The following is a 24,046-nucleotide window of genomic DNA, read 5'->3' on the forward strand; positions in this document are numbered from 1 at the left end:
CGCTTTACTCGGTGTCATCCCCGCGAAAGCGGGGATCTCCGGTGCGGGCTCGTAGTGAGGGATTCCCGCTTTCGCGGGAATGACGTTGTGGGAGAAGCCTTTGCCCTAGCTCCGATAATCGCCGTTGATGGTGATGTAACCGTGGGTGAGGTCACAGGTATAGACGGTGGCCGAGCCGGTGCCGAGGCCGAGGGAGACGGTGACTTCAAGCTCTTCGCCTTTCATATAGGCGGAGGTGGCGGCTTCGTCATAGACGGCGGCGCGTTCGCCGTTTTCAGCGACGAGCAGGTCGCCGAAGCGAATGGCGAGGCGGTCGCGATCGGCGGGTTCGCCGGCCTTGCCCACGGCCATGACGACGCGGCCCCAGTTGGCGTCTTCGCCGGCAATAGCGGTTTTGACCAGCGGGCTATCGGCAATGGACTTGGCGATGCGGAAGGCGGAGGCGTCGTCGGTGGCGCCTTCGACATTGACGGCGACCTGCTTGGTGGCGCCTTCGCCATCGCGGACGGTGAGAATGGCGAGTTCAAAGAGAACATCGAAAAGCGCTTCGCCAAAGATTTCGGCGCGCTGATCGTCAATGCTCGTGATCGGATCGAGCTTGGCCTTGCCGGTGGCAAAAGCGAGGAGCGTGTCCGAGGTAGAGGTGTCGCTGTCGACGGTGATGGAATTGAAGCTTTTCTGGACGTGCTTCGAGAGCAGCGCCTGCAGCACCGGGGCTGCTATCGGCATGTCGGTGACGACAAAGGAGAGCATGGTGGCCATATCCGGCGCGATCATGCCCGAGCCCTTGGCGATGCCGTTGATCTTGACCTCGACCCCATCGATATCGAGCACGGCGCCCGAGAGTTTGGGGAACGTGTCGGTGGTCATGATCGCCTTGGCCGGCTCGATCCAGGGGGTCTGGGTAAGGCGCGTCGCGGCTTCATCGAGCACGCCGGCAAACTTGGCGGCGGGGAGGGGCTCGCCGATGACGCCGGTCGAGGCCAGGAAAATCTCGTCAGTCGAGCAGCCGAGCGCCTTGGCGGCATAGTCGGCCGTGAGCTGAACGCTTTCCTTGCCCTTAGCGCCGGTAAAGGCATTGGCATTGCCCGAATTGACGACGAGGCCACGCGCCTTGCCACCAGGCAGGTTGGCGCGGCACCAGTCGACGGCGGCCGAGGAACATTTCGAGCGGGTCAGAACACCGGCAGCCGTGGTGCCTTCGTCGAAGGTCATCAGCAGGACGTCGGTGCGGTTCTTGTACTTGATGCCGGCTTCGGCGGTGGCGAAGCGCACGCCATCGATTGCCGGCAGGTCCGGATAGGATTTCGGGGCAAGCGGGGAAACCGGATGGGCAGCCATGGCAGAACCTTGAGCGGTAAAATGACCGTCCCGGTTTGCCCGATTAGTGTGATGGGTGCAAGGCTTGGTGGGTTTCAGGGATGAGGGCGCTTTGGTGGCCTATTGATAGATCCCCCTCATCCGCCCTGCGGGCACCTTCTCCCCGAGGGGGAGAAGAATAAAAAGTGGCCCCCTCTTTTCCTCTCCCTCTCGGGGGGAGGTGGCTCGGCGCAGCCGAGTCGGTGAGGGGGAAGCTTTGCTGACTTACGCCGCTACTCTCTTCTTGCCGGCGATGAAGGCGCCGAAACGGGTGGTGATGAAGGGGACGATGAAGAAAACGATGGTCGTTGCCATGAAGGGCACGAGGATCATGCTGCGCTGCCAGAATTCCCAGCCGGGGGTGAGGGCGGCGACGATGGTCGCGTAGACGACGACCACGGGATAGACCGCAAAGGTCATGAGGAAGGCCATGCGAGCACGGGCGGAAAAGGACATAGGAACCTCTATCGAAACGGTACGTTCCGTTAAATAACGAAACGAGCCGTTTCGTTCAAGCCTTTTCTTTGCGATTATTTCGGCCCATATAGGGGCCATGACCAGCACGGCTGAATCAGACGAAAACACCAGGCGATCGATCGGTGCGCGGCGTAATCCGGCGAGCCAGGAAGCGATCCTCGATGCGGCGCAGGAAATCCTCAACGAAGAGGGGATTGCTGGCTTTTCCATCGAGGCCGTGGCGCGGCGCGCGCGGGCGGGCAAGCCCACGATCTATCGCTGGTGGCCCAATCGCACGCTGCTGATGCTCGATGTCTATCAGCGGTTCAAGAATGCGCGAGGCTTTCCCGATACGGGGTCGGTGCGCGGCGACCTGATATCGCTCCTTGAAAATCACCTGCTCGGCTTCTGGAAGGATAGCCTTTGCGGCACGGTCTATCGCGCCATCATTGCCGAGGCGCAGAACGATGCCGATGCGGCTGCCGCACTCTTTGCCTATCAGACAGAGCGCAAGAAAACGACGGCGGTGATCATCGAGCGAGCCAAGGCGCGCGGTGAGTTGGCGCCGGAGGTCAATGGCGAATTGATCATCGACATGATCATCTCCTTTGCCTGGCACCAATTGCTGATCAACCGGCTCGAAGAGGCGATGGGCTCGATCGAGGGCGTCGTCGACGGCATGCTCATGGGCTGCGCGGGCTATAACCCAGCCTGACAATTGCCCAAACAAAAAGGCCACCGGTCGAAACCGAGTGGCCAAAATTGCAAAAACTCAAAAACTACTGCTGAGCGGCTTCGCCTTCGGCGGGCGCGGCGGCAGCGGCGTCCTGGGCGTCCATGGCGGCCTTGAGTTCCGGGTCGGTGACATCGACGGTGACGCCGTTCATCAGCTCGGCGACCTTTTCATTGAAAACGCGCATCAGGACCTGCTGCTGGAGCTGCGGCGCAACCTGTTCGAAGGCCGGCGGCTGGCTTTCGCGCTTTTCTTCGAGCTTGATAATGTGGAAGCCGAACTGGGACTGCACCGGCGCCGAGATGTCGCCGGGATTGGCGAGGGCAAAGGCGGCGGTTTCAAATTCAGGGACCATCATGCCCTTGGAAAAGAAGCCGAGGTCGCCGCCATTGGCGCCTGAACCTGGATCGATCGACTTTTCCTTGGCGATGGTGGCGAAATCAGCGCCGCCCTTGAGCTCGGCCTCGATGGCGTCAGCTTCTTCCTTGGTCTCGACCAGGATGTGGGCCGCGTGGATTTCTTCCTGCGGCTGGAACTGGGCGACGTATTTGTCGTATTCGCCGCGAACCTGTTCTTCGGTGACGCCGGCAGCGATGGCATCGGCGAAATAGGCGCGGCGGAGCGCCCGGTCCTTGAGATATTCAAGGCGCTGGGCAAACAGCGGGGTCTGGTCCATGCCGGCAGTCTTGGCGGCACCAGCCATGACCTTCATGTCGATGAGGACGCGAAGGAGAAATGCCCGGCGTTCGGATGCCGGCATCTGCGCGATGTCCTGGGCCAGGTCTTCGGCGGCAAAGTTGAGATCGGCTTCGGTGATCTCGTCATCGCCGACCTTGGCGACGACGGTTTCCGGCGCGACTGCGGCAGGTGCCTCAGCGGTGGGAGCGGCCGGTGCGGCAGCATCCTGAGCGAAGGCGCCCAGCGTCGGCGCAGCGCCAATGAGAGCGGCAAGGCAAAGGGTGCGCATCAGGCGCGAGGAAAACTTCATCATGAACGTCCTGGATCTCCTGGGCCGGCCAGCGGGCCGGGCATGATCAATCGGGGCAGCGGGGCCCAAAGCGCGCCTTGCCTCACATAACAAGGGGGCCAAATTGTGCCGCTTTCCGGTCGGTTTGGGCTGGTGCCGAGGCGCCAGCGGTGCCGGGCGAGAAAGGTGTGGCCCATTTCGCCAACATTGACAAGACAGGACCCCACTCTTACATCTCAGCCGCTTTTTCAAAGCGTGGAGCAGGGGCCGTTTGCCACTGCTTTCCACGGATCAATCCACACGGGGAGCCAAAAGGGCCTCCCAGAGTTGTGACGAGGCGAGATGGGCCGATGGCGCCCTTGGTTCATTCGCCCGAATGAACCAGGTCTTTGTTCCGAACGTTTTCAAAATGGAAGAGTGGGATTCACTTTTTCTGAAAGCGCTCCGGCGCAAGCTGCCCGCCCCTTTCGCCACGCCACAAAAATTGAAGGATGAACACCCATGGCTCTCGCTTCGCTCGCCCGGCGGATTTTCGGATCGCCGTCGGATCGGCAGGTCAAGCGCTATCAGGGCAAGGTGGCTGCGATCAACGCGCTCGAGCCCGAACTGGCCAAATTGAGCGACGATGAACTGCGCGCCCGCACCGAAGAATTCAAGGCGCAACTGGCTCAGGGGGCTGACCTCGAAGACCTGGTCGTGCCAGCTTTTGCCACCGTCCGAGAAGCCTCCAAGCGCGTGCTCGGCATGCGCCACTTCGACGTGCAGCTCATCGGCGGCATGGTGCTCAACGACCGCGCCATTGCTGAAATGCGCACCGGCGAAGGCAAGACACTCGTCGCGACGCTTGCGGTTTATCTCAATGCCCTGACCGGAAAGGGCGTTCACGTCGTGACGGTCAACGACTATCTCGCCCGCCGCGACGCGAGCTGGATGGGTCAGATCTACAGTTTCCTCGGGCTCTCATATGGCATCATCGTCCATGGCCTGACCGACCAGCAGCGTCGCGAAAGCTACGCCGCCGACATCACCTACGGCACCAATAACGAATTCGGCTTCGACTATCTGCGCGACAACATGAAATATGCGCGTAACCAGATGGTGCAGCGTGGGCACGCGTTTGCCATCGTCGACGAAGTCGACTCCATTCTCGTCGACGAAGCGCGTACGCCGCTGATCATTTCGGGTCCCTCCGAAGATCGGTCCGAGCTTTACATCAAGATCAATGCGCTGATGCCGATCATCGGTGAAGGCGATTTCGAGCTCGATGAAAAGCATCGCGCTGCGACCTTTACCGATCAGGGCGTCGAAAAGCTCGAAGCGGCGCTGGCTGAAGCTGGCCTCCTCAAGAGCGAGTCCATGTATGACGTCGAGAACGTCGCGCTCGTGCATCACGCCAATTCGGCGCTGCGCGCACACAAGCTGTTCCGTAGGGATAAGGACTATATCACCCGCGACACGCCAGAAGGCGGCGAGGTGGTGATCATCGACGAATTCTCCGGCCGCATGATGCCGGGTCGCCGCTATTCCGAGGGCCTCCACCAGGCGCTGGAAGCCAAGGAAGGCGTCAAGATCCAGTCGGAAAACCAGACGCTCGCCTCGATCACCTTCCAGAATTATTTCCGCCTCTATGAAAAGCTCGCCGGCATGACCGGTACGGCCTCGACGGAAGCGGAAGAATTCGCCGACATCTACAATCTCGGTGTCGTCACCATCCCGACCAATCTGTCGGTGCAGCGTATCGACGAAGACGATGCGATCTATCGCACGGCGGCAGAAAAGTTCGATGCCATTGCCGACCTGATCAAGGAATGCCAGGAGCGCGGCCAGCCGGTGCTCGTCGGCACGACCTCGATCGAAAAGTCGGAAATGCTGGCTGACATTCTTCGCAAGAAGAATGTGGGGCAGATGAACGTGCTCAATGCGCGTCACCACGAGCAGGAAGCTTTCATCGTCGCCGATGCGGGCCTTCCCGGTGCGATCACCATCGCGACGAATATGGCGGGCCGCGGTACCGACATTCAGCTCGGCGGCAATCTTGAAATGCGCATCGAGCGCGAGGCCGGCGAGCTTGAAGGCGAAGCACGCGAAGCCAAGATCGCAGAGATCAAGGCAACGATCGCCGAAGAGAAGGCCAAGTCGCTTGCGGCTGGTGGCCTGATGGTGATCGGCACCGAGCGGCATGAAAGCCGCCGTATCGACAATCAGCTCCGTGGCCGTTCAGGCCGTCAGGGCGATCCAGGCCATTCGAAGTTCTATCTGTCGCTTCAGGATGACTTGATGCGCATTTTCCCGGTGGATTCTATGGATTCCATGCTGGGCAAGCTTGGGCTCGAACAGGGCGAGAGCATTACCCACCCATGGGTGACCAAGGCCATCGAGCGTGCGCAGGGCAAGGTCGAAAGCCGCAACTTCGATATCCGCAAGAACATCCTCAAATATGATGACGTGATGAACGATCAGCGCAAGGTGATCTTCGAACAGCGTCTCGAATTCATGGATGCCGAGGACGTCAGCGAAACCGTCACCGAAATGCGCCATGACGTGGTCGACAATATCGTCGCCAAGTCCATTCCGCCGCGCGCTTATCCCGAGCAGTGGAATGCCGAGGAGCTACAGGCTGACGCCAAGACCTATCTCAACGTCGATGCGCCGATCAGCGAATGGGCCAAGGAAGAGGGCATCGAGGCGGAAACCGTCGAGACCCGCATTCGCGACGCTGCCGATGCCGTTATCGCGGCCAAGAACGAGGCCTATGGCGAGGTGATGCGCCAGGTGGAGAAATCCGTCCTGCTGCAGTCGATCGATGGCCTGTGGCGCGAGCACCTCGTGCTCCTTGACCACCTCTCCAAGGTCGTTGGCTGGCGCGGTATCGCCCAGCGCGATCCGCTGACCGAATATAAGCAGGAAGCTTATGAGCTCTTCCAAGGCCTGCTTTCGGGCCTGCGCGAGCAGGTCACGCAGCAGATGAGCCATATCCAAATCCAGATGCGTCAGCCCGAGCCGCCGCCGATGCTTGATCTGACCAAGCTCGAAGAGACCCATATCGACCCGACGACCGGGGAGAATGATGCGGTGGGCGATGATTCCGACGTCGGCGCACTGCCGCCGCTCGATCCGAAACTGCTCGTCGGCCTCTCGCGCAATGCGCCTTGCCCTTGTGGTTCGGGCAAAAAGGTCAAGCACTGCCACGGCGCGTTTGTCTGAGGTTTTTTGGGTTTTTGAAGTTTGGGGCTCCGGAGATTTTCGGGGCCCTTTTTTGTTTTTCGTAATGGCTGTCACCCCGGCGCAGGCCGGGGCCCATCCTGATGATTTGGCCCAAGTACCAATCTTGGCTCACGTCATGCAGGAGATGGGCCCCGGCCTGCGCCGGGGTAACAGTCAGTGTGCGGCGTGGGCAGACCCCTATTCCGGCAGCGCGAATTCCAGCAGCAGTTGCCGCTGCCAATCGTTGAAATTGTTGTCTGAGCCGATGAGGATCCGGGTTTCGCCGGCGGGGGTCTGGTGGACGAGGATCGATTCCATATTGTCGATCTCGGCGCCTTCGGCGGAGAGCAAAAGTTCGCCGCGCATGAGATTGCCGGGGCGGACTTCGGCGGCGGGGACGCGGCGCAGGTTCATGACGAAGCTGAAGAGCGCGACGCCGCGTTCGAGGACGAGAAGGTCGCCATTGGGCAGGAACGCGCAGTCTGTCGGGTTGACGACCGGCGAATTGAAATAGCTCACCGGGCCCTTGTCATTCTGGCCGAGGAAGTGGCCGCGATGATTGCCGTTTTCGTCGAGCGCTTCCTCGGTGAGGAGAAGCGTCGAGCCCGCGATCGGGGAGGTCGCGGGAGCGATGCAGATCGATTCGAGCGAGCGATTGGTCCGGAGCTTCGTCATCCAATCGGGGATGGCGATTTCGCGGGCAGGACCGCCAGGACGGCCATCGGTGATGGCGAAATCGGCGACGCGGGTGAGATTTTCGAAGCTGACGCGAACAGCGACGGGCTGGCCATCGCGATAGACCGTATCCATGCCTTCGGCATCACGTGCGAATTGGCGGGGTAGGGGTTCGCCGGCAGAATTCTGGATCGGGTCCATGGTGACGCCGATGAAGCTCAACAGCCGATCGTCTTGGTCATAGGCGAGCTTACCGGAGACGAACTGGCCGCGATCGGTGACGAAGGCGACATTCTGGTCGGGACCGGTCATGGTGACGCTGGAAAGGCCACCGAAGAGATCGTCCTGCGACTGCATGGTCAGGCCGCCGCGAAAGATCAGTTTGTCAACGGGCTGATCGAGCGACGCGCCCTTGAAGCGCGTCACTTGAGCGGCGGTAACGATTACATCCAAAGCATAATTTGGCGAGGCGAGAAGCGCAAAGCAGCAGGTCGCTAGAAAGACCCGCCGCTTCATCCCCGCGGCCGCCTGCGGGCTTGTGCCGGGAGTTCTTCGTCAAAGAGCGCGGCAAGCTCGTCGGTGAGCGCGCCGGCTAACTCCTCGGCATCGAGCAGCGTCACCGCGCGGCGATAATAGCGCGTGACGTCGTGGCCGATGCCAACGGCGACGAGCTGGATCGGCGAGCGCGTCTCGATGTCTTCGATCACCTGACGAAGGTGCGCTTCGAGATAATTGCCGGCATTGACCGACTGCGTCGAGTCATCGACCGGGGCGCCGTCGGAAATCACCATCAGGATGCGGCGCTGCTCGGGGCGGGCCATGAGGCGCTTGCGCGCCCATTCGAGCGCTTCGCCGTCGATGTTTTCCTTGAGGAGCCCTTCTCGCATCATCAGGCCAAGATTACGACGGGCATGGCGCCACGGCTCGTCAGCGGCCTTATAGATGATGTGGCGGATGTCGTTGACGCGGCCGGGATTGGCCGGGCGGTTGGCCTCAAGCCAGGCTTCACGGCTCTTGCCGCCCTTCCAGGCGCGCGTCGTAAAGCCGAGGATTTCGACCTTGACGCCGCAGCGTTCGAGCGTGCGCGCGAGAATATCGCCGCAGATCGCCGCGATGGTGATCGGGCGGCCGCGCATGGAGCCGGAATTGTCGATCAGGAGCGTCACGACCGTGTCGCGGAAGTCGGTATCGTTCTCGACCTTGAAGCTGAGAGCCTGCAGCGGATCGGTGACGACGCGGGTCAGGCGCGCGGTGTCGAGGAGGCCTTCTTCGAGATCGAACTGCCAGGAGCGGTTCTGCTTGGCCATCAGGCGGCGCTGCAGCTTGTTGGCAAGACGGGCGACTGCGCCGGCGAGATTTTCAAGCTGCTTGTCGAGGAGGGCCCGCAACTGGTCGAGCTCGTCGGGCGGGCAGAGTTCGGCTGCCTTGACGATCTCGTCGTATTTCTGGGTGAAGACCTTGTAGTTGAACTGGTTCGAGAGGCGCTCACCGCCGTCCTTGGCGGGCGGGGGCATGGGCGCGTCTTCGCCGGCTTCCGCCTCGGCATCGTCGTCGACATCGGCCATGTCGGCTTCCATGCCTTCGACATCGCCGGTTTCTTCGCTTTCGCCCGACTGCTGATCTTCTTCCGATTCGGCCTGTTCGTTCTCGCCTTCGCCCTGTTCGGGCGACTGGTCGGAGCCCTGAGCCTGTTCGGGCTGGCTGTCGTTGCTCTCGTCTTCGTCCGAGGCGTCGCCGTCCTCGAATTCGCTTTCGGCAATGAGGTTAAGGTCGCGCAGAACGGCCTTCACCGCGCGCGAAAAATCTTCCTGGCTTTCGTAGGTCGACAGCAACTTGTCGATCGAGGTGCCGGCCTTGGAATCGATCTCCTGGCGCCAGAGATCGACCAGCGCGTGGCCCGAGGGCGGCACGGGGACACCAGCGAGCTTTTCGCGCAGCATCAGGCCCAGGGCTTCGGCGAGCGGGGCTTCGTTCTTATCGTCGACTTCGGCGAAATTGGCGCGAAACAGCCGGTCTTCCAGCATTTCGTGGATATTGCCGGCCATGCCGGGCATGCGGATCACGCCGAGGGATTCGACCCGCGCTTGTTCAAGGGAATCAAAGGCGGCGCGGGCCTGCGGGTCCATCGGGCTGCGCTTCCGGTGCGCATCGGGGTCGTGGCTCGCAAGGCGCATGGCCATGGCGTCGCCCTGGCCGCGAGCGATGGCAATGTCGCGCTTGGTGGGCAGGCGCGGCAGATTGGCAAGGCGAGCCTTGTCCGAGGTCAGCAGAGGCCGGTCAGCGGTGAAGGTGACTTCGAGATCGGCCTTGCCCCCGATGGCGCGCACCGTCGAACCCATGGCCGATTTGAAGACCTGGGTTTGATCGGGCTTATTGGGCTTGCTGCGCGGGGGATTTGCCATGGTCGTATCCGTAATGCCCGTTTTATGCAAAGTCCCCCTCACCCGGCCCTGGGGGCCGACCTCTCCCCCAAAAGGAGAGGTGTCGCTATGCGACTTTGGCTACCACCCACCTCTCCCTCTGGGGGAGAGGTCGCCGCAAAGCGGCGGGTGAGGGGCCATATATTTACGCCGTGATCGCGAGGTTGGCCGAGGATTCCGGCAGGTCTTCGCCGAAGACGCGCTGGTAGAATTCGGCGACCACGGGGCGTTCGAGTTCGTCGCACTTGTTGAGGAAGGTGAGACGGAAGGCAAAGCCGACATCGCCGCCGAAAATCTGGGTGTTCTCGGCCCAAGTGATCACCGAGCGCGGGCTCATCACGGTCGAGAGGTCGCCATTGATGAAGGCCGAGCGGGTGAGATCGGCGAGGCGCACCATGTTGGAGGCGAGCTTCTTGCCCTTATCGGTCTCAGTAAGAACCTTGTTCTTGGCAAGGATGATGCCGACTTCCTTGTCATGCGGCAGATAATTGAGCGTCGTGACGATGCTCCAGCGGTCCATCTGTCCCTGGTTGATCTGCTGCGTGCCGTGGTAGAGGCCGGATGTATCACCGAGACCAATGGTGTTGGTCGTGGCGAACAGGCGGAACGAGGGATGGGGCACGATGACGCGGTTCTGGTCGAGGAGGGTCAGGCGGCCCGACTGCTCGAGCACGCGCTGGATCACGAACATCACGTCGGGGCGGCCGGCATCGTATTCGTCGAAGACGAGGGCGATATTGTTCTGCACGGCCCAAGGCAGGATGCCGTCGCGGAATTCGGTGATCTGCTTGCCGTCCTTGAGGACGATGGCGTCCTTGCCGACGAGATCGATGCGGCTGACGTGGCTGTCGAGATTCACGCGGACGAGCGGCCAATTGAGGCGCGCCGCGACCTGCTCGATATGGGTCGACTTGCCGGTGCCGTGATAGCCCTGGACCATGACGCGGCGATTGAAGGCGAAGCCAGCAAGAATCGCAAGGGTCGTGTTGCGGTCGAAGAGGTAATCCGGGTCGGCCGGCGGCACGTGATCGGAGCGCTCCGCATAGCCTTTGACCACCATGTCGGTATCGATGCCGAAGAGATCCCGGGCCTTGTATTCGGTGTCGGGCTGGTTGGTGAAATCGGTCATGGCAGGACTCGTGGATCAGAGATTTTCAAAGGCGGGAGGCCCATCGGCCATGGGCTCTATAGCAGCAATGCTGACATGCTGGTAGCCAAACTGTCACGCGGGAATCCCGCCTGACATCGGCTTTTTTGGATCAGCTCAGCGGACGACGAAGCCCATTTTCTTGAGGTGAGAATAGGCTGCGATGATCGTCCGGAGCTTTTCTTCGGAGGATCGGTCGCCGCCATTGACGTCGGGATGGTGGGTCTTCACGAGGTTCTTATAGGCGTGCTTGATGTCATCGGACTTCGCATGGCCGGGAAAGCCAAGCTGTTCGAAAGCGCGGCGATCGTTCTCGTTGAGCGGTTTGACGCGCTCGGCGGCCGGGGTCTGGGACTGGCGATAGCGATATTTGGCGAAGACGCCGAAGGGATCACCATATTTGTCGCCCGGCCGGGTGCTGGCTGTGCGGCCGGCAGCGCGGGCGTTTTGCGGATTGCCGGTCGCAAAGCTTGAACGTGACTCGGCCTTGGGAGGCGTTGTTAGCGCTTCGTCCAATTCTTCCTGGCTCATGCCGGCGAAGAAATTGAAGGCCTTGTTATAGTGGCGGACGTGTTCGAGGCAGAAATGGTGATACTGCCCTTCGCTGCGCGGACCCTTGGGCGCACGATATTCGCCCGCCTCCTCGCAGCCTTCCCACTCGCAGGTGAATTCGGCCGGTTCGGGCTTTTCTTCCCGGCGCGGTCTGATGCGGATCCCATCGAAAAGCTTGGATTGCTGTTTCATAGCACCTAGTTAAATGCCTAGTTTTCAATAGTGGCGCTCATCGGAGCGCATTCAAAAGCCCAAAGCGGAGACCGCCAATGTCCATGAAGGACACCATTACGACCAAGCTGACCGAGCGGTTCTCACCAACCCACCTCGAGGTGATCGACGAATCGAACAAGCATCGGGGTCATGCCGGATGGCGTGAAGGCGGGGAAACCCACTTCCGCGTCAGAATCGCGACCAGCGACTTTGACGGTTTGAGCCGCGTGGCGCAACACCGCGCGGTGTTCGAAGTGCTCAATGCCGAACTCAAGGAGCGGGTTCACGCTCTCAACATCGAGGTTTTGCCAAGTTAAGGAGAACGCATCTCCTCCAAAAATGCCGAAACCTTGGCAGGATCGACATTCTTTTCGATGAAAGCCTGACCAATGCCTCTTGTGAGGATGAAAGTCAGCGCGCCGCGCGAGACTTTCTTGTCCTGCGCGATGGCGGCCATCAAGGTCTCGGTCGAGCCGAGCGTTCCGGGGATGTCGCCCAATGTGGTGGGCAGGCCCGATTTCTGCAAGTGGGCCGAGACGCGGCCGGAATCCTGACCTGGTGAAAGACCGAGGCGATTGGAAAAGGTATGGGCGAGCACCATGCCGATCGAGACGCCCTCGCCATGGAGCAGGCGATCTGAGTAGCCAGTGTCTTTTTCGAGCGCGTGCCCAAAGGTGTGGCCGAGATTGAGGAGGGCACGGACGCCGGTTTCCTTCTCGTCCTCGATGACGACGCGGGCCTTGTGGGCACAGCAGCGGGCGATGGCTTCGCCGCGCGCCGGACCGCCGGAAAAGATATCGGCGTGGTTCGCCTCAAGCCACTCAAAGAATTCGGGATCATCGATCAGGCCATATTTGACGACTTCGGCATAGCCGGCAGCGAACTGGCGCGGGGGTAGGGTGTCGAGGGTCGACAGGTCAGCCAGCACGAGCTTGGGCTGGTGGAAGGCGCCGACCAAATTCTTGCCATGGGGCGAATTGATGCCGGTCTTGCCGCCGACCGAGGAATCGACCTGCGCGAGGAGCGAGGTGGGCATCTGGATAAAATCCATGCCGCGGCGGGTGATCGAAGCGGCAAAGCCGGCGAGATCGCCGATGACGCCGCCACCCAGCGCGATCACGAGATCATTGCGCTCAAGCTTGGCAGCGAGCAGGCCCTCGACGACTGTTTGCAGATGCTCCCAACTCTTGGTGCTTTCGCCGGCGGGCACGGTGATGGTCTGGTGGGTGAGGCCGGCTTTATCGAGGCTCGCGACCAGCCGCGGCAATTGTGCTTGGGCGACATTGGTGTCGGTGACGATGCCATAGCGGCGGCCGGGAAATTTTTCGGCCAAAATCGTGCCGGCATGATCGAGAAGGTCGGGGCCGATCAGAATGTCATAGGCGCGCTCGCCCAGAGCGACGTGAACCGTATGGGTGATTTCGGCCATTTTTTTTCGGACCTTCAGCGCAGATGATGGAGGAGGGCGGAAATCACGTCGGCGGCGACGCTGTCTTGCGGCACGTCGCGGCTGAGGACGGTCAGGTCTGCCTCGGCATAGATGGGATAGCGATCTTCGATCAGCTTTTGCAGCGTCGCCTTGGGGTCGGTGGTCTTCAAAAGCGGTCGATTGGAGCGGCGCGAGACCCGTTCGAACAGTATATCGAGATCGGCCTTGAGCCAGACTGAAACCGCCCCGGACTTGATCTGGGCCCGAGTTTCAAGATTGACGAAGGCGCCGCCACCCGTTGCGAGGACGATGCCGTCTTCCTTCAGAAGCCGCGATATAACGCGGGTTTCCCCTGCGCGAAATTCGGGCTCCCCGCGCTGCGCGAAAATTTCCGGAATGGTCATCTGCGCGGCTTTTTCGATTTCTTCGTCGCTATCGATGAAACGCCGATTGAGACGGGTGGCGATGCGCCGCCCAACCGTGGTCTTGCCTGCGCCCATCATCCCGACGAGCACAAGCGGACGGCCGCCGAGACGCTCGGCCAATGCCTTGGCGCGCGCAGAGCGCGCGGTGGTGTCCGATTTGCTCACGCCAGGCGCCCTCCGACTTCATGTCGCTTGAAGCGATCTCACTCACCTATGTCAAGCGCGACGCGATTTCACCTACCGGATGGAAACCTTTCTGTGTCAAGGTTTGCTCTCAAACGCCGACTGGACTGCCATGCCGACACTGTTTCGCCTCCTGATCACGATCGTTTTTCTCGTGGGCCTCGTCTATGCGGGCATGTTCGCGCTTGTCTCATTCGTGGAACCGACGCCCAAGGCTGTCACCCTGCGCCTCTCGACGCAGGACCTGTTGGGTGAGAGTGCGCCGACGCGCCCTGCGGGTCTACCGACACCCAATGTGACGAGCACGCCGAGCCCGGCACCCGCGCAATGAGCGGCAGCCACCTGATCGGCGCTTTTCTCGAAATGATGAGCGCCGAGCGTGGGGCTGCGGCCAATACGATTGCGGCCTATCGGCGCGATCTGGCGAGCTATGCCGGGTTTGTCGCGGGGAAGAAAGAGACACTCGAAAACTCTTCTCGCGAGACGGTCAACGCCTATCTTGATTTTCTCAAGCAAGAGGGACTGTCTGCCTCGTCAAGCGCGCGGCACCTTTCCGCTGTGCGCCAGTTTCACAAGTTCTTATGTGCCGATGGGATCAGGGGCAACGATCCGACGCGGATCGTCTCTAGCCCCAAGACCAGGCGGCCACTGCCCAAAGTTTTGTCGGTCGCCGAGGTCGATAAGCTGCTCATTCTGGCCGAGGTAGAGGCCAACACTGCGGAGGGAGAGGGGCAGAACGCGGCGCTGCGGCTCTATTGCCTCCTCGAAATGCTGTACGCCACGGGGCTGCGGGTGTCCGAGCTGGTCGAGCTCAAGCGCTCGGCAGTCATGCGGGAAGCAGCGTTCATCACCGTGGTCGGCAAGGGCCGCAAGGAACGGGTGGTACCGATGAATGACCGGGCGCGCGATGCCGTCCGCGCTTGGGTCAAGACGCTGCCCGCGGGGACCTGGCTGTTCCCGGCCAAGGGAGAATCGGGGCATCTGGCGCGTCAGGTGTTTGCGCGCGATCTCAAGGGACTTGCGGCGCGGGCCGGTATTTCCTCGGCACGCGTCGCGCCGCACGTCTTGCGCCATGCCTTTGCCAGTCATCTTCTGGCCGGTGGGGCCGATTTGCGGGTGGTGCAGATGCTGCTTGGGCACTCGGACATCTCGACCACGCAGATTTACACCCATGTGCTCGACGACAAACTCAAGACCCTGGTCGAGACGCATCACCCGCTCGCTAGCGACTAAGATTGAGCTTTCCCCGGCAAATCCGTCGCAAAACTTGACTCGGTGTTGAACCATCGCCACTTTCCGGCCACTTTAGGGCGCAAGAGCCGGGGCCTGGAATAGTCCGGGTCGGCAATAACGACCCTTACGGGCGGGTGGGATGCAGTCTTATCTCGATTTTGAAAAGCCGGTTGCCGATCTTGAAGCCAAGATCGCCGAACTCAAGTCCTTGGCCGCGTCCGATCAGGCCGTGTCGATCGATGAGGAAGTGAACCGGCTCTCCGCCCGGGCTGAAGAAGCCCTGGTCGAGATCTATAAAAAACTCACACCCTGGCAAAAGACGCAGGTGGCCCGCCATCCGCAGCGGCCGCATTTCTCCGACTATGTCGGCGCGTTGATCACCGAATGGACGCCGCTGGCCGGCGACCGGACCTTTGGTGAAGACGCTGCGCTTCAGGCCGGCTTTGGCCGGTTCAATGGCGAATCCGTTGCCGTGATCGGCCAGGAAAAGGGCAATTCCACCGAAACGCGCCTCAAGCATAATTTCGGCATGGCTAACCCGGAAGGCTATCGCAAGGCCGTCCGCATCATGGATATGGCCGACCGATTCAACATTCCGGTGATTTCCTTTGTCGACACCGCCGGCGCCTATCCCGGCATCGGCGCCGAAGAGCGCGGCCAGGCCGAGGCGATTGCGCGCTCGACCGAAAAGGGTCTCGAACTCGGTGTGCCGAACATTGCCATCATCATCGGCGAAGGTGGTTCGGGTGGCGCTATCGCCATTGCGACGGCCAATCGCGTGCTGATGCTCGAAAATTCGATCTATTCGGTGATTTCGCCCGAAGCCGGCGCATCCATCCTCTTCCGCGATGCCGCCCGCGCGCAGGACATGGCAACAGCGCAGAAGATCACGGCACAGGACCTCTTGGGCTTCAAGGTGATCGACGGCATCATTCCCGAGCCAACCGGCGGCGCGCATCGCCACCATGGTCAGGTGATGGACGCGACCCGCCGCGCGCTCAGCTCTTTCCTCGGTGATTTCGCCGGCAAGTCACGGCTCGAAACGCGCGAGCAGCGGCGCGAAAAATTCCTCGCGATCGGCACCAATCTCTAGGTCTTTGGATCTGCGTTCAACGAACAGGCTCCCGCATGCGGGAGCCTTTTTCTTATGCCGACATCCCACACACACTATTGCGTGAAAAACCGCCGCTTTTCCCCGAGATCGGGAGCGTGATAAGGCTTCGTTCACTCAGCCCGCTCATGCTGCGCTAACCATTGCTCCCGTGTGGAGCCGTTATTTGGGCCTTGTTAAGTGACTGCCACCTTCTTTCATCGCCTCGCCGCCATCATCATTCTCGCCTGGCTGGGTGTGGGCCTTGCTGCCTGTTCCAACTTCGTCAAGGGCGGGGACAACCGCCACAATATCCCGCTGGCTCCGGCCATGGTGAAGGCGCTTCACGACATTGGATCGTCGCCCGGCGAAGGCATGGTCGTGCGCATCTTCAAGAAAGAGGCCGTGCTCGAGGTGTGGAAGCACACCAATTCGGGGCAGTTCAAGCTGTTCAAGACCTACAATATCTGCGCCTTTTCGGGCGATCTCGGTCCCAAGTTCAGGGAAGGCGACTATCAGAGCCCGGAAGGGTTCTATACGATCACGCCCGGCCTCATGAACCCGAAGTCGGCCTATTTTCTCGCCTTCAACACGGGCTTTCCGAACAAGTTCGACCGCGCCAATGGCCGCAGCGGCTCCAACCTGATGGTGCATGGCGACTGCAAGTCGGTGGGGTGCTATGCGATGACGGATGGTGGCATGGCGGAAATCTATGCCTTGGCGCGCGAGAGCTTTAAGGGTGGCAATTCCTCCTTCCAGGTGCAGATCTATCCCTTTCGGATGACGACGGCGAACCTTGCCCAGTTCGCGTCCAATCAGCACCTCGCCTTCTGGCGCAATATCAAGGAGGGCTATGACCTCTTTGATCTCAACAAGACGCCGCCAGCTTGGGACGTGTGTGAGAACCGCTATATCTTCAATCCTGTTGCAGCGGGACCATTGGATGCCGCGGCCCTTTGCCCGCCCACCGTGCCGGACGCTCAGGTTGCGGCCCGAAAGGCAGCTGATGATAAAGCCCTGGCCGATGCCGGGAACGCCATCACCCGCCAGGCGGCGACCGAGGCGGCCATCAAGGATCGTGGCGCAGCGGTATCGGGCTTCTTTTCCGGGATCGGTTCGGTGTTTACCGGCGGCCAGCAGGCACCGGCGCCGATAGTGGCCGCAACGCCAGCGCAATAGTTGTGGTCCTTAGTTCGGCCCCAGTTGGATGAAAGGCCAATCGCGACGTCGATTGGCCGGGAGCATGCTGCGTGGATGACAAGCCGAGCCAGGATCGGGACGAGACGACCGTTGGTGGCGTAACTGCCGATATGCGGGTTGGTGCACGCGAAAAGCTTGGCCTCTCCGCGCCCCGCAAGGCGCCGCGGCGCAAATGGCGGCTAAGGCCGGGATCGCTTCTAGCCGGCGTTGCCGCCATCGTTGGTGTTGCTGCCCTCGCGACAACTGCCTGGACCTATACCGAAATGCGCCGGGAAGTTTTGCGGATCTCGACCGAGATGGCGCAAGTGCGCTTGAGCCTTGATCTTTATGCCCAGCGTAGCAGCCCGCAAGCCAGCGCTGCCGCTGTGGCGCCGACGAGCAGTGACACCAGTCTTGCAGCCATCGAAAATCGCCTGGCGGTGCTCGAACAGAATTGGCGCGCTGGCAACGGCGCTGCGGCCGGTACTCAGCCTGCCGCCTTGCCATCGATTTCAGGGCCGACGGTTTCGGCCGAGAGCGACGGCGATTGCCTGCCATCAGGCATGCGGCTGCTCGTCGCTTCGGGCGATAGCTATCCCGTCTGTGGGACCGACGCGACCATCACGGTGATGAACGTCAACAATGGCTATATCTCGCTGACCGATGGCACGACCGTTCCCTCTGGCGGCAATGTGCCGCTCAACGGGACCGCCTGCATGTTGGCCGTTACCTCGGGCGGTAACGAAGCCGAGACCGGCTTCGCCGAGATCCGCGTAACCTGTTAGCGCAGAGCCGCCACATTGCCGAGCGGCGGAAGCGGCTTTAGCCGGCCCATGAGGGCGCGGTAGGGCGCGAGCAGCACGAGTGCTGCGAGGAACTTCACCATGAAGTCGCCTGCCGCGAGCGAAATCCAGAGCGGCACTTCGGGGCCAATCCCGAGGAAGGGCGCGGGGAAGGCCAGCGAGCCATCCTGCAGCCCGAACAGCGCATCGATGCCGGCAAGGAAAGGCGCGAATGCGACTGTAAAGAAGATCGTGGTGTCGATCAGCGAGCCAAACAGCGAGGCGACGAGCGGGGGCAGGAACCAGGCCCGCACGGCGCGGAGCCGTGAGAAGATGCTGATATCGAGCAGTTGGCCGGTAACGAACGCTGCGGCCGAGGCGAGCGCGATGCGCTGGGTGGTGGCTGAAGCGCCGCCTGCATTCCAAGGTAGCGGATGGAAGCTCAAATAGAATGAGAGCGCGAGGCCGACGAGGAAGCCCACGAGCACGACGAGACGGGCATTGCGCGGACCATCATAGCGATTGGTCAGGTCGGTGATCAGAAAGGCGAAGGGGAAGGTGAAAGCGCCCCAGGTCAAAAGATCGGCGAGGTTTATGCCGCCAAGCTGTACCTGAAAGGGATAGAGCACAAGAACGTTGGACGCGGCAACGACCACGACCATGGCCGCGACAGCGCCAAGGAAACGAGACAGCATCAGAATGCACCTCTGAGAGCCACTCTCCGGCAGAAGACCGGCGTGGCATTGATGAAGCTTATATAAAAAGAAAAGCCGCGCGGCTTTTGGCACGCGCGGCTGAAATCTTGAGAAGAATGCGATTAGCCGGCGAGAGCGGCGCGCACTTCCTTCTTGATGCCGAGAGCGAGCGGGGACAGGTCGGCGTCGTCCTGCTTGACGAGGAAGGCGTCGAGACCACCGCGGTGCTCAACCGAGCGCAGGGCAGCGGCAGAGATGCGCAGCTTGACCGGGCGCTGCAGAGCGTCCGAGATCAGCGTCACGTTGATCAGGTTGGGGAGGAAACGACGACGGTGACGGTTGAGAGCGTGCGAAACGGTGTTACCCACCATAACGCCCTTGCCGGTCAGTTCGCAGCGACGTGCCATGTTCAGAATTCCTATTTGTGTAAAGGTCCTGCGTGGCGGGGAATCCCGCAACGGGCCTCGATTGTGATGAAATCTGCGGGCGTCTTAGAGAAAATGGCTTGGCGCGTCAAGGTCGGGCAGGGCTCAAAGACCCGCGAGTGCCTTGCCAGTACCACAAGAGCCCGGCACTTTGGCCTCTTATCGTGATTCGCGAAGGGCCCGATGCCCGCCTTTTGCACGAGCCGAGACCTTTATCTTGATCCGAACCAGTCTTGCTTCCCTAGCCCTTGTTCTTGGCCTTACTCAGGTCCAGGCCTCTCCAGTCGACGCCAGCGCCAGCTACGTCCTTACGCTTGGCGGCATCAATGTCGCCATGATGCGTGTGGACCTCGATGACACGGGCAGCGCCTATACGCTCGATGTCAAAGCCAATGTGGCCGGGCTTGGCGCAGTGGTGGCGAGCGGCACGGCCAATATCACCGCCAAGGGCAATTCCTCGGGCTCAACGCTGCGCTCGGAAAGCTTTGCGCTCGAAACCCGGGCCAATGGCGAAAAATTCAATGTCGATGTCGGCTTCTCGGGTCAGAACGTCACGTCCTTCAAGGTCGATCCGCCGGTAGGGGATTTCGATCGCGTTCCCGTCGAGCGGGGACATCTGACGGGTGTGGGCGATTTCGTTTCGGCCTTTGTCCTCAAGGGCGGGGCGCTCGACAAATCGGTTTGCGATCGGCGCATGCGCATCTTTACCGGCGTCGAACGCTTCAACCTCGACATGAGCTTCGTCGATACCGACGACGCGACGTCACCGCGGACGGGGTATCAGGGGCCGGTCGTGCTCTGCTCGATCGATTATGAGCCGATTTCGGGCCATTATGAGAGCAACGAGATCACCAATTACCTGGCCGACGAGAGCCGCATTCTCATCTGGTACATGCCGCTCGGCGAAACGGGATACTTTATTCCTTATCGCGTGCTGCTCGGCACCTCGATGGGTGACCTCTCGATGGTGCTGGTCAAAGCCGAGAGCTGAGGCCCTCCGTCCCGGCTTGGGACGGTCAAAAGGTTTTTTCTCAATTTTGCTGATTTTTCGCCCGGATTTGCAGGGCAAGATTGTTAAGGGCGCTTCGGCGCCCTTTTTGTTTGCGGTAACGAACTGATCGGAAAGCCGGGCTACACCTTGAAATTAGGGGTTTGGTCATGGACGTGAAGGCCAAGAAAGCGGTTAGCGGCTTCCAGGAGGTCTAACGGTAGAGCCTTGCCCATAGGCCTACCAGCCATAGCGTAGAACAAACCGGGTATCTCAACCTCGATCGTGATTCTGACCCTGTTCGTTCCCGGTGTGGTCCAGATGTTAAGGAGCCAAAGCCGGGAGAAGCAAAGTGCCCCGCTTTGGGACAAAGCTTATTTTTAGCGTCGCAACTGGGATGCGATCGATATTCTTCAAAGAGCCTAGTTGTACGCGCGCCTTGGTCGCAAGATTTCTCACAGGCTCGGCGACCCAGAATGGGACGTCAAACGAAAAGGTATGAATTTCACGGTTCAACGCCGCCAGCAGGCCAAGACAAAGCTCTTAACTCCGCAAATAATTTGAGCGTCCTGGCATTTCTAGTTCGTTACGAAACGGCCCGATTTCGCCGAAATTTACGCTTTAGCAATCAAGATGAAGCCCAGATGGCGTTATAGGGGCGCGGACACAGACCATCCAACGACACTTGTGTGCTTCGAGCGATTCTCACCACCACCCATCGCCGTGAACAAAAGCGGATTTACTGAACTGCGCCGATTCTGTCCCTGTTCGTTTCCGCTGCGTTCCAAAGCTTAACGCCTCGCCGCTTGATCACAAAAACCGTGCTTTTGTGGGACAATGCGTGCTGCCCCTCGCCATAGGCATTTGCGCACCCTACATTGTTGCTCAATGACTTTCGCATCCTCCCAGTCGGTCAAGGCCATTTTGGGCCCAACCAATACCGGCAAGACCCATTTTGCCATCGAGCGCATGCTGGCTCATCCCACGGGGATGATCGGCCTGCCGCTGCGTCTATTGGCGCGCGAAGTCTATGCGCGCGTCGTCGAACGCGTCGGCGAACAGGCCGTGGCGCTGGTGACGGGCGAAGAGCGAATCGTGCCGCCAAAACCGCGCTATTGGGTGGCGACCGTCGAAGCCATGCCCATGGATATCCATGTCGATTGCGTTGCAGTCGATGAGATCCAGACGGCGACCGATTTTGACCGCGGGCATATTTTTACCGATCGCATCCTTAAGGCGCGCGGGTTTCATGAAACGCTGCTGCTCGGCTCGGGAACGATGGCGAGCGTCATCCGCAAGCTGTTGCCGCATGCCGAGATCATCGAGCGGCCGCGGTTTTCGCAGTTGATGTATGCGGGATCGAAAAAGATCTCACGCCAGCCAAGCCGCAGCGCCATCGTCGCGTTCTCTGCGCGGCAGGTTTATGCCATCGCCGAATTGATCCGCCGCGAGCGGGGCGGGGCGGCAGTGGTGATGGGGGCTCTGAGCCCCCGCACGCGCAACGCCCAGGTCGAGCTCTATCAGAATGGCGATGTCGACTTTCTGGTCGCCACCGATGCCATCGGCATGGGGCTCAATCTCGATATCCATCATGTCGCCTTTGCCGATGACATGAAATTCGACGGCCGCCAGAGCCGGCCGCTGACACCGGCCGAGATGGGCCAGATCGCGGGCCGAGCGGGGCGGCACAAGCGCAACGGCACCTTTGGGGTGACGGGCGGCACCGACGCATTCGACCAAGAACTGGTGGTGCAGCTCGAAACACACGATTTCGAGCCGATCAAGGTTTTGCAATGGCGCAATTCCGTGCTGGATTTTTCGTCCATCGATCGGTTGCGCTCCAGCCTAGAGCGAACGCCCGACGACAAAACCCTGACGCGGGTGCCGATTGCGACCGATCAGCTCGCCCTGGAATTCCTCTCGCGTAACGAGGCTGGTGGGCTGGCGCGCGGCCACGAAGCGGTCAAACTCCTTTGGGAATGTTGTCAGACCCCTGACTATCAGGGGATTTCGCCAGCAGCCCACGGCGAGATCGTCACGCGGATCTTTTCGGATTTGAGGCAAAATGGATCGGTCAACGCAGACTGGATTGCCGAGCAGGTGCGCTTTTGCGACAATGCAGAGGGCGACATCGAGACACTTAGTCATCGGATCAAGCAAATCCGGACGTGGACCTTCGTCGCCAACCGCAAAAACTGGCTTGCAGACCCATCACATTGGCGCGAAAAGACCCGAGAGATTGAAGATCGCCTGAGTGATGCGCTCCATGAGCGTCTCACCCAGAGATTCGTCGACCGGCGCACCAGCGTGCTGCTCCGCCATCTGAAAGACAAACGTATGGTATCTCCCGAGATCAATGAGCGCGGCGAAGTGAGGCTTGAGGGCCATCTTCTCGGCACGCTTGAAGGCTTCCGCTTCACTTTGGCGCGGATGGATGGCGAACTTGACGCCAAGGGCACGCGCAGTGCCGCGGATCAGGTCGTCGCTCCAGAGATCCGCAATCGCGCCGACCGTCTGGCGGGCGCGCCCAACGAAGAATTCGTTCTGGCCACCGATGGACGCCTGCGCTGGCGCGGCGATCTCGTGGCTGAACTCGTCGAGGGCGACAGCCTTTATCGTCCGCGGATCCTGATCCTTGCCGACGAATCGCTGACCGGCACCGATCTCGAACGCGTTCAGGATCGCCTGGGCCTCTGGCTGCGCCACCACGTCAATACGACGCTGGAGCAGGTCATGGCGCTCGAAGCGCCAGCCGATCTTGAAGGGGCGGCGCGTGGCATTGCCTTCCAGCTTTTCGAGCATCTTGGTCTCCTGCCGCGCGGGCAGGTCTCCGACGATGTCAAAAATCTCGACCAGGACGTGCGCGGCAAGATGCGCAAGCTTGGTATCAAATTCGGCGCCTATCATATCTATGTGCCGCTCTCGCTGAAGCCAGCGCCGCGCGAACTCGCGCTGATCCTGTTTGCGCTGAAAAATGGTGGCGTGCGCCAGCCCGGCGTCACCGATATCCCCCATATCGTCCTCTCGGGCCGGACCTCTTTCCTCGTCGATCCCGAAGTCGATCCGCGGCTTTACGAGATTGCCGGCTTCAAGGTGGCCGGTAAGCGAGCCGTTCGTATCGATATTCTCGAGCGTCTCGCCGACATTATCCGGCCGCTGATTGCCATCGATCCCATCCGCTTCCAAGGCGAGCCGCCAGCCGGCGCTGCCGAAGGCAATGGTTTCCGCGTCACCGTCGAAATGACGAGCCTTCTCGGTTGCTCGGGCGAGGATTTTGCCTCGATCCTGACGTCGCTCGGCTATCGCGTTCGGCGCACGCCAAAGTCTGCCGCACCGGCACCGGTCGCCGAAATCGGTGCGGAGGCTCCGGCGCTTGAGGCAGTGCTGGACGATAATGCTGCCGCCCTCGATGCGCCCGCAGAAGACGTTCCGGTTGCTGAAGTGGCCGCTGAGCCGGTCCTCGACGCGACGCCGACTGCGGAAGAGGGCGTGATCGACGAAGCCAAGGCTTCGGAAACTGCAGCGCCGGCTGAACCGGAATTCGACGAGATCTGGTTCCCCGGTGGGCGTCGTCACAACGACAACAATCACAATGGCCGCAAGCCTGGCAACCGCCGGCCTGAAGCTGCCGAGGGCGGCGAAGCCAAGCCTGAAGGCCGCGGCCGTCCGGATCGCTCGCGTCCCAAGGGCCCGCGTCGTCCCGAGGGCGAAGTTGCCAATGCGCGTCCGCAGGCCCGCCCAGCCAATACCCGACCGCGTAACGACGAGCGGCCGCGCCCCGAAAAGGTTGAGCGTCCCGAACGTCGTCCGCAGCGCGAAGAACGCAAGGTCGCTTTCGATCCCGATAGCCCCTTCGCAGCCCTTGCCGCCCTGCGCGGCAAGTCGGAGTAA

Annotated in this window: 21 protein-coding genes; 10 read left to right on the forward strand and 11 right to left on the reverse strand. The window is 61.0% G+C overall.

The window, feature by feature from the left end; all coding sequences use genetic code 11:
* Positions 1-105 precede the first annotated feature (105 nt).
* Both argJ and ASE94_RS05275 read right to left on the reverse strand, forming a co-directional pair.
* Positions 106-1,341 carry a bifunctional glutamate N-acetyltransferase/amino-acid acetyltransferase ArgJ gene (gene argJ, locus ASE94_RS05270; protein ID WP_062629502.1) on the reverse strand — a complete coding sequence of 412 codons (1,236 nt, stop codon included), beginning with the start codon at positions 1,339-1,341 and terminating at the stop codon, positions 106-108.
* Positions 1,342-1,584: 243 nt separating this feature from the next.
* Complete coding sequence (locus ASE94_RS05275; protein ID WP_156351881.1) at positions 1,585-1,815, reverse strand: hypothetical protein; 231 nt, start codon at positions 1,813-1,815, stop codon at positions 1,585-1,587.
* A gap of 97 nt (positions 1,816-1,912) precedes the next feature.
* Here ASE94_RS05275 and ASE94_RS05280 point away from each other — a divergent pair, with 97 nt between their 5' ends.
* Positions 1,913-2,530, forward strand: a complete 618-nt coding sequence (locus tag ASE94_RS05280) for a TetR/AcrR family transcriptional regulator (protein WP_062629504.1) — start codon at positions 1,913-1,915, stop codon at positions 2,528-2,530.
* 64 nt (positions 2,531-2,594) lie between these two features.
* Here the strand turns inward: ASE94_RS05280 and ASE94_RS05285 are convergent, their stop codons facing one another.
* A complete protein-coding gene (locus ASE94_RS05285) occupies positions 2,595-3,539 on the reverse strand; it encodes a peptidylprolyl isomerase (RefSeq protein ID WP_244483977.1) in 945 nt (314 codons plus the stop codon).
* Positions 3,540-4,016: 477 nt separating this feature from the next.
* Here ASE94_RS05285 and secA point away from each other — a divergent pair, with 477 nt between their 5' ends.
* Positions 4,017-6,719 (forward strand): preprotein translocase subunit SecA, encoded by a 2,703-nt coding sequence (gene secA, locus ASE94_RS05290; protein WP_062629505.1) that lies wholly within the window; start codon positions 4,017-4,019, stop codon positions 6,717-6,719.
* Positions 6,720-6,917: 198 nt separating this feature from the next.
* Here secA and ASE94_RS05295 read toward each other — a convergent pair whose 3' ends face one another.
* The 4 genes from ASE94_RS05295 to ASE94_RS05310 form a co-directional block, all read right to left on the reverse strand.
* On the reverse strand, positions 6,918-7,910 hold the full coding sequence (locus tag ASE94_RS05295) for an esterase-like activity of phytase family protein (RefSeq protein ID WP_062629506.1): 993 nt from the start codon (positions 7,908-7,910) through the stop codon (positions 6,918-6,920).
* On the reverse strand, positions 7,907-9,796 hold the full coding sequence (cobT, locus tag ASE94_RS05300) for a cobaltochelatase subunit CobT (RefSeq protein WP_062629507.1): 1,890 nt from the start codon (positions 9,794-9,796) through the stop codon (positions 7,907-7,909). The genes ASE94_RS05295 and cobT overlap by 4 nt, the downstream gene beginning before the upstream one ends.
* A 163-nt stretch (positions 9,797-9,959) precedes the next feature.
* On the reverse strand, positions 9,960-10,943 hold the full coding sequence (gene cobS, locus ASE94_RS05305; RefSeq protein WP_062629508.1) for a cobaltochelatase subunit CobS: 984 nt from the start codon (positions 10,941-10,943) through the stop codon (positions 9,960-9,962).
* A gap of 135 nt (positions 10,944-11,078) precedes the next feature.
* Positions 11,079-11,705 (reverse strand): J domain-containing protein, encoded by a 627-nt coding sequence (locus ASE94_RS05310; RefSeq protein ID WP_062629509.1) that lies wholly within the window; start codon positions 11,703-11,705, stop codon positions 11,079-11,081.
* Positions 11,706-11,782: 77 nt separating this feature from the next.
* On the opposite strand from ASE94_RS05310, the gene ASE94_RS05315 reads away from it, so the two are divergent.
* A complete protein-coding gene (locus tag ASE94_RS05315; RefSeq protein WP_062629510.1) occupies positions 11,783-12,043 on the forward strand; it encodes a BolA family protein in 261 nt (86 codons plus the stop codon).
* Here the strand turns inward: ASE94_RS05315 and aroB are convergent.
* The gene (gene aroB / locus ASE94_RS05320; protein WP_062629511.1) at positions 12,040-13,155 is read right to left on the reverse strand and encodes a 3-dehydroquinate synthase; all 1,116 of its coding nucleotides are present in this window, start codon (positions 13,153-13,155) and stop codon (positions 12,040-12,042) included. The two genes, ASE94_RS05315 and aroB, sit on opposite strands and share 4 nt — an antisense overlap.
* A 14-nt stretch (positions 13,156-13,169) precedes the next feature.
* Complete coding sequence (locus ASE94_RS05325; protein WP_062629512.1) at positions 13,170-13,745, reverse strand: shikimate kinase; 576 nt, start codon at positions 13,743-13,745, stop codon at positions 13,170-13,172.
* A gap of 130 nt (positions 13,746-13,875) precedes the next feature.
* Here ASE94_RS05325 and ASE94_RS21630 point away from each other — a divergent pair, with 130 nt between their 5' ends.
* The 5 genes from ASE94_RS21630 (at position 13,876) to ASE94_RS05350 (ending at position 18,050) form a co-directional block, all read left to right on the forward strand.
* Positions 13,876-14,094, forward strand: a complete 219-nt coding sequence (locus ASE94_RS21630) for a hypothetical protein (protein ID WP_320408915.1) — start codon at positions 13,876-13,878, stop codon at positions 14,092-14,094.
* Positions 14,091-14,996: a site-specific tyrosine recombinase XerD gene (locus ASE94_RS05335; protein ID WP_062629513.1), complete on the forward strand. Its 906-nt coding sequence runs from the start codon at positions 14,091-14,093 to the stop codon at positions 14,994-14,996. Before ASE94_RS21630 ends, ASE94_RS05335 begins: the two co-directional genes overlap by 4 nt.
* A 139-nt stretch (positions 14,997-15,135) precedes the next feature.
* The gene (locus ASE94_RS05340) at positions 15,136-16,089 is read left to right on the forward strand and encodes an acetyl-CoA carboxylase carboxyltransferase subunit alpha (RefSeq protein ID WP_062629514.1); all 954 of its coding nucleotides are present in this window, start codon (positions 15,136-15,138) and stop codon (positions 16,087-16,089) included.
* Positions 16,090-16,287: 198 nt separating this feature from the next.
* Complete coding sequence (locus ASE94_RS21240) at positions 16,288-17,265, forward strand: murein L,D-transpeptidase family protein (RefSeq protein WP_200913597.1); 978 nt, start codon at positions 16,288-16,290, stop codon at positions 17,263-17,265.
* A gap of 71 nt (positions 17,266-17,336) precedes the next feature.
* Positions 17,337-18,050 carry a hypothetical protein gene (locus ASE94_RS05350; protein WP_062629515.1) on the forward strand — a complete coding sequence of 238 codons (714 nt, stop codon included), beginning with the start codon at positions 17,337-17,339 and terminating at the stop codon, positions 18,048-18,050.
* Here ASE94_RS05350 and ASE94_RS05355 read toward each other — a convergent pair.
* Both ASE94_RS05355 and rpmB read right to left on the reverse strand, forming a co-directional pair.
* Positions 18,047-18,742: a queuosine precursor transporter gene (locus tag ASE94_RS05355; protein WP_062629516.1), complete on the reverse strand. Its 696-nt coding sequence runs from the start codon at positions 18,740-18,742 to the stop codon at positions 18,047-18,049. The genes ASE94_RS05350 and ASE94_RS05355 overlap by 4 nt on opposite strands.
* Positions 18,743-18,864: 122 nt before the next feature.
* Positions 18,865-19,149 carry a 50S ribosomal protein L28 gene (gene rpmB / locus ASE94_RS05360; protein WP_061908160.1) on the reverse strand — a complete coding sequence of 95 codons (285 nt, stop codon included), beginning with the start codon at positions 19,147-19,149 and terminating at the stop codon, positions 18,865-18,867.
* Positions 19,150-19,384: 235 nt separating this feature from the next.
* On the opposite strand from rpmB, the gene ASE94_RS05365 reads away from it, so the two are divergent.
* Positions 19,385-20,158, forward strand: a complete 774-nt coding sequence (locus ASE94_RS05365; protein ID WP_062629517.1) for a DUF3108 domain-containing protein — start codon at positions 19,385-19,387, stop codon at positions 20,156-20,158.
* Between the two features lie 885 nt (positions 20,159-21,043).
* Positions 21,044-24,046 (forward strand): helicase-related protein, encoded by a 3,003-nt coding sequence (locus tag ASE94_RS05375; protein WP_062629519.1) that lies wholly within the window; start codon positions 21,044-21,046, stop codon positions 24,044-24,046.

The sequence above is a fragment of the Devosia sp. Leaf64 genome, from assembly GCF_001421945.1.
Lineage (GTDB): Bacteria > Pseudomonadota > Alphaproteobacteria > Rhizobiales > Devosiaceae > Devosia.

Coding starts and splice junctions, on each gene's coding strand:
- ASE94_RS05280 (WP_062629504.1), top strand. CDS start 1,913: ATGACCAGCACGGCTGAATCAGACGAAAACACCAGGCGATCGATCGGT.
- cobS (WP_062629508.1), bottom strand. CDS start 10,943: ATGACCGATTTCACCAACCAGCCCGACACCGAATACAAGGCCCGGGAT.
- cobT (WP_062629507.1), bottom strand. CDS start 9,796: ATGGCAAATCCCCCGCGCAGCAAGCCCAATAAGCCCGATCAAACCCAG.
- ASE94_RS05375 (WP_062629519.1), top strand. CDS start 21,044: ATGACTTTCGCATCCTCCCAGTCGGTCAAGGCCATTTTGGGCCCAACC.
- ASE94_RS05355 (WP_062629516.1), bottom strand. CDS start 18,742: ATGCTGTCTCGTTTCCTTGGCGCTGTCGCGGCCATGGTCGTGGTCGTT.
- aroB (WP_062629511.1), bottom strand. CDS start 13,155: ATGGCCGAAATCACCCATACGGTTCACGTCGCTCTGGGCGAGCGCGCC.
- ASE94_RS05335 (WP_062629513.1), top strand. CDS start 14,091: ATGAGCGGCAGCCACCTGATCGGCGCTTTTCTCGAAATGATGAGCGCC.
- ASE94_RS05340 (WP_062629514.1), top strand. CDS start 15,136: ATGCAGTCTTATCTCGATTTTGAAAAGCCGGTTGCCGATCTTGAAGCC.
- ASE94_RS05310 (WP_062629509.1), bottom strand. CDS start 11,705: ATGAAACAGCAATCCAAGCTTTTCGATGGGATCCGCATCAGACCGCGC.
- ASE94_RS05295 (WP_062629506.1), bottom strand. CDS start 7,910: ATGAAGCGGCGGGTCTTTCTAGCGACCTGCTGCTTTGCGCTTCTCGCC.
- ASE94_RS05285 (WP_244483977.1), bottom strand. CDS start 3,539: ATGATGAAGTTTTCCTCGCGCCTGATGCGCACCCTTTGCCTTGCCGCT.
- ASE94_RS21630 (WP_320408915.1), top strand. CDS start 13,876: ATGCCGACACTGTTTCGCCTCCTGATCACGATCGTTTTTCTCGTGGGC.
- ASE94_RS05275 (WP_156351881.1), bottom strand. CDS start 1,815: ATGTCCTTTTCCGCCCGTGCTCGCATGGCCTTCCTCATGACCTTTGCG.
- rpmB (WP_061908160.1), bottom strand. CDS start 19,149: ATGGCACGTCGCTGCGAACTGACCGGCAAGGGCGTTATGGTGGGTAAC.
- ASE94_RS05315 (WP_062629510.1), top strand. CDS start 11,783: ATGTCCATGAAGGACACCATTACGACCAAGCTGACCGAGCGGTTCTCA.
- secA (WP_062629505.1), top strand. CDS start 4,017: ATGGCTCTCGCTTCGCTCGCCCGGCGGATTTTCGGATCGCCGTCGGAT.
- argJ (WP_062629502.1), bottom strand. CDS start 1,341: ATGGCTGCCCATCCGGTTTCCCCGCTTGCCCCGAAATCCTATCCGGAC.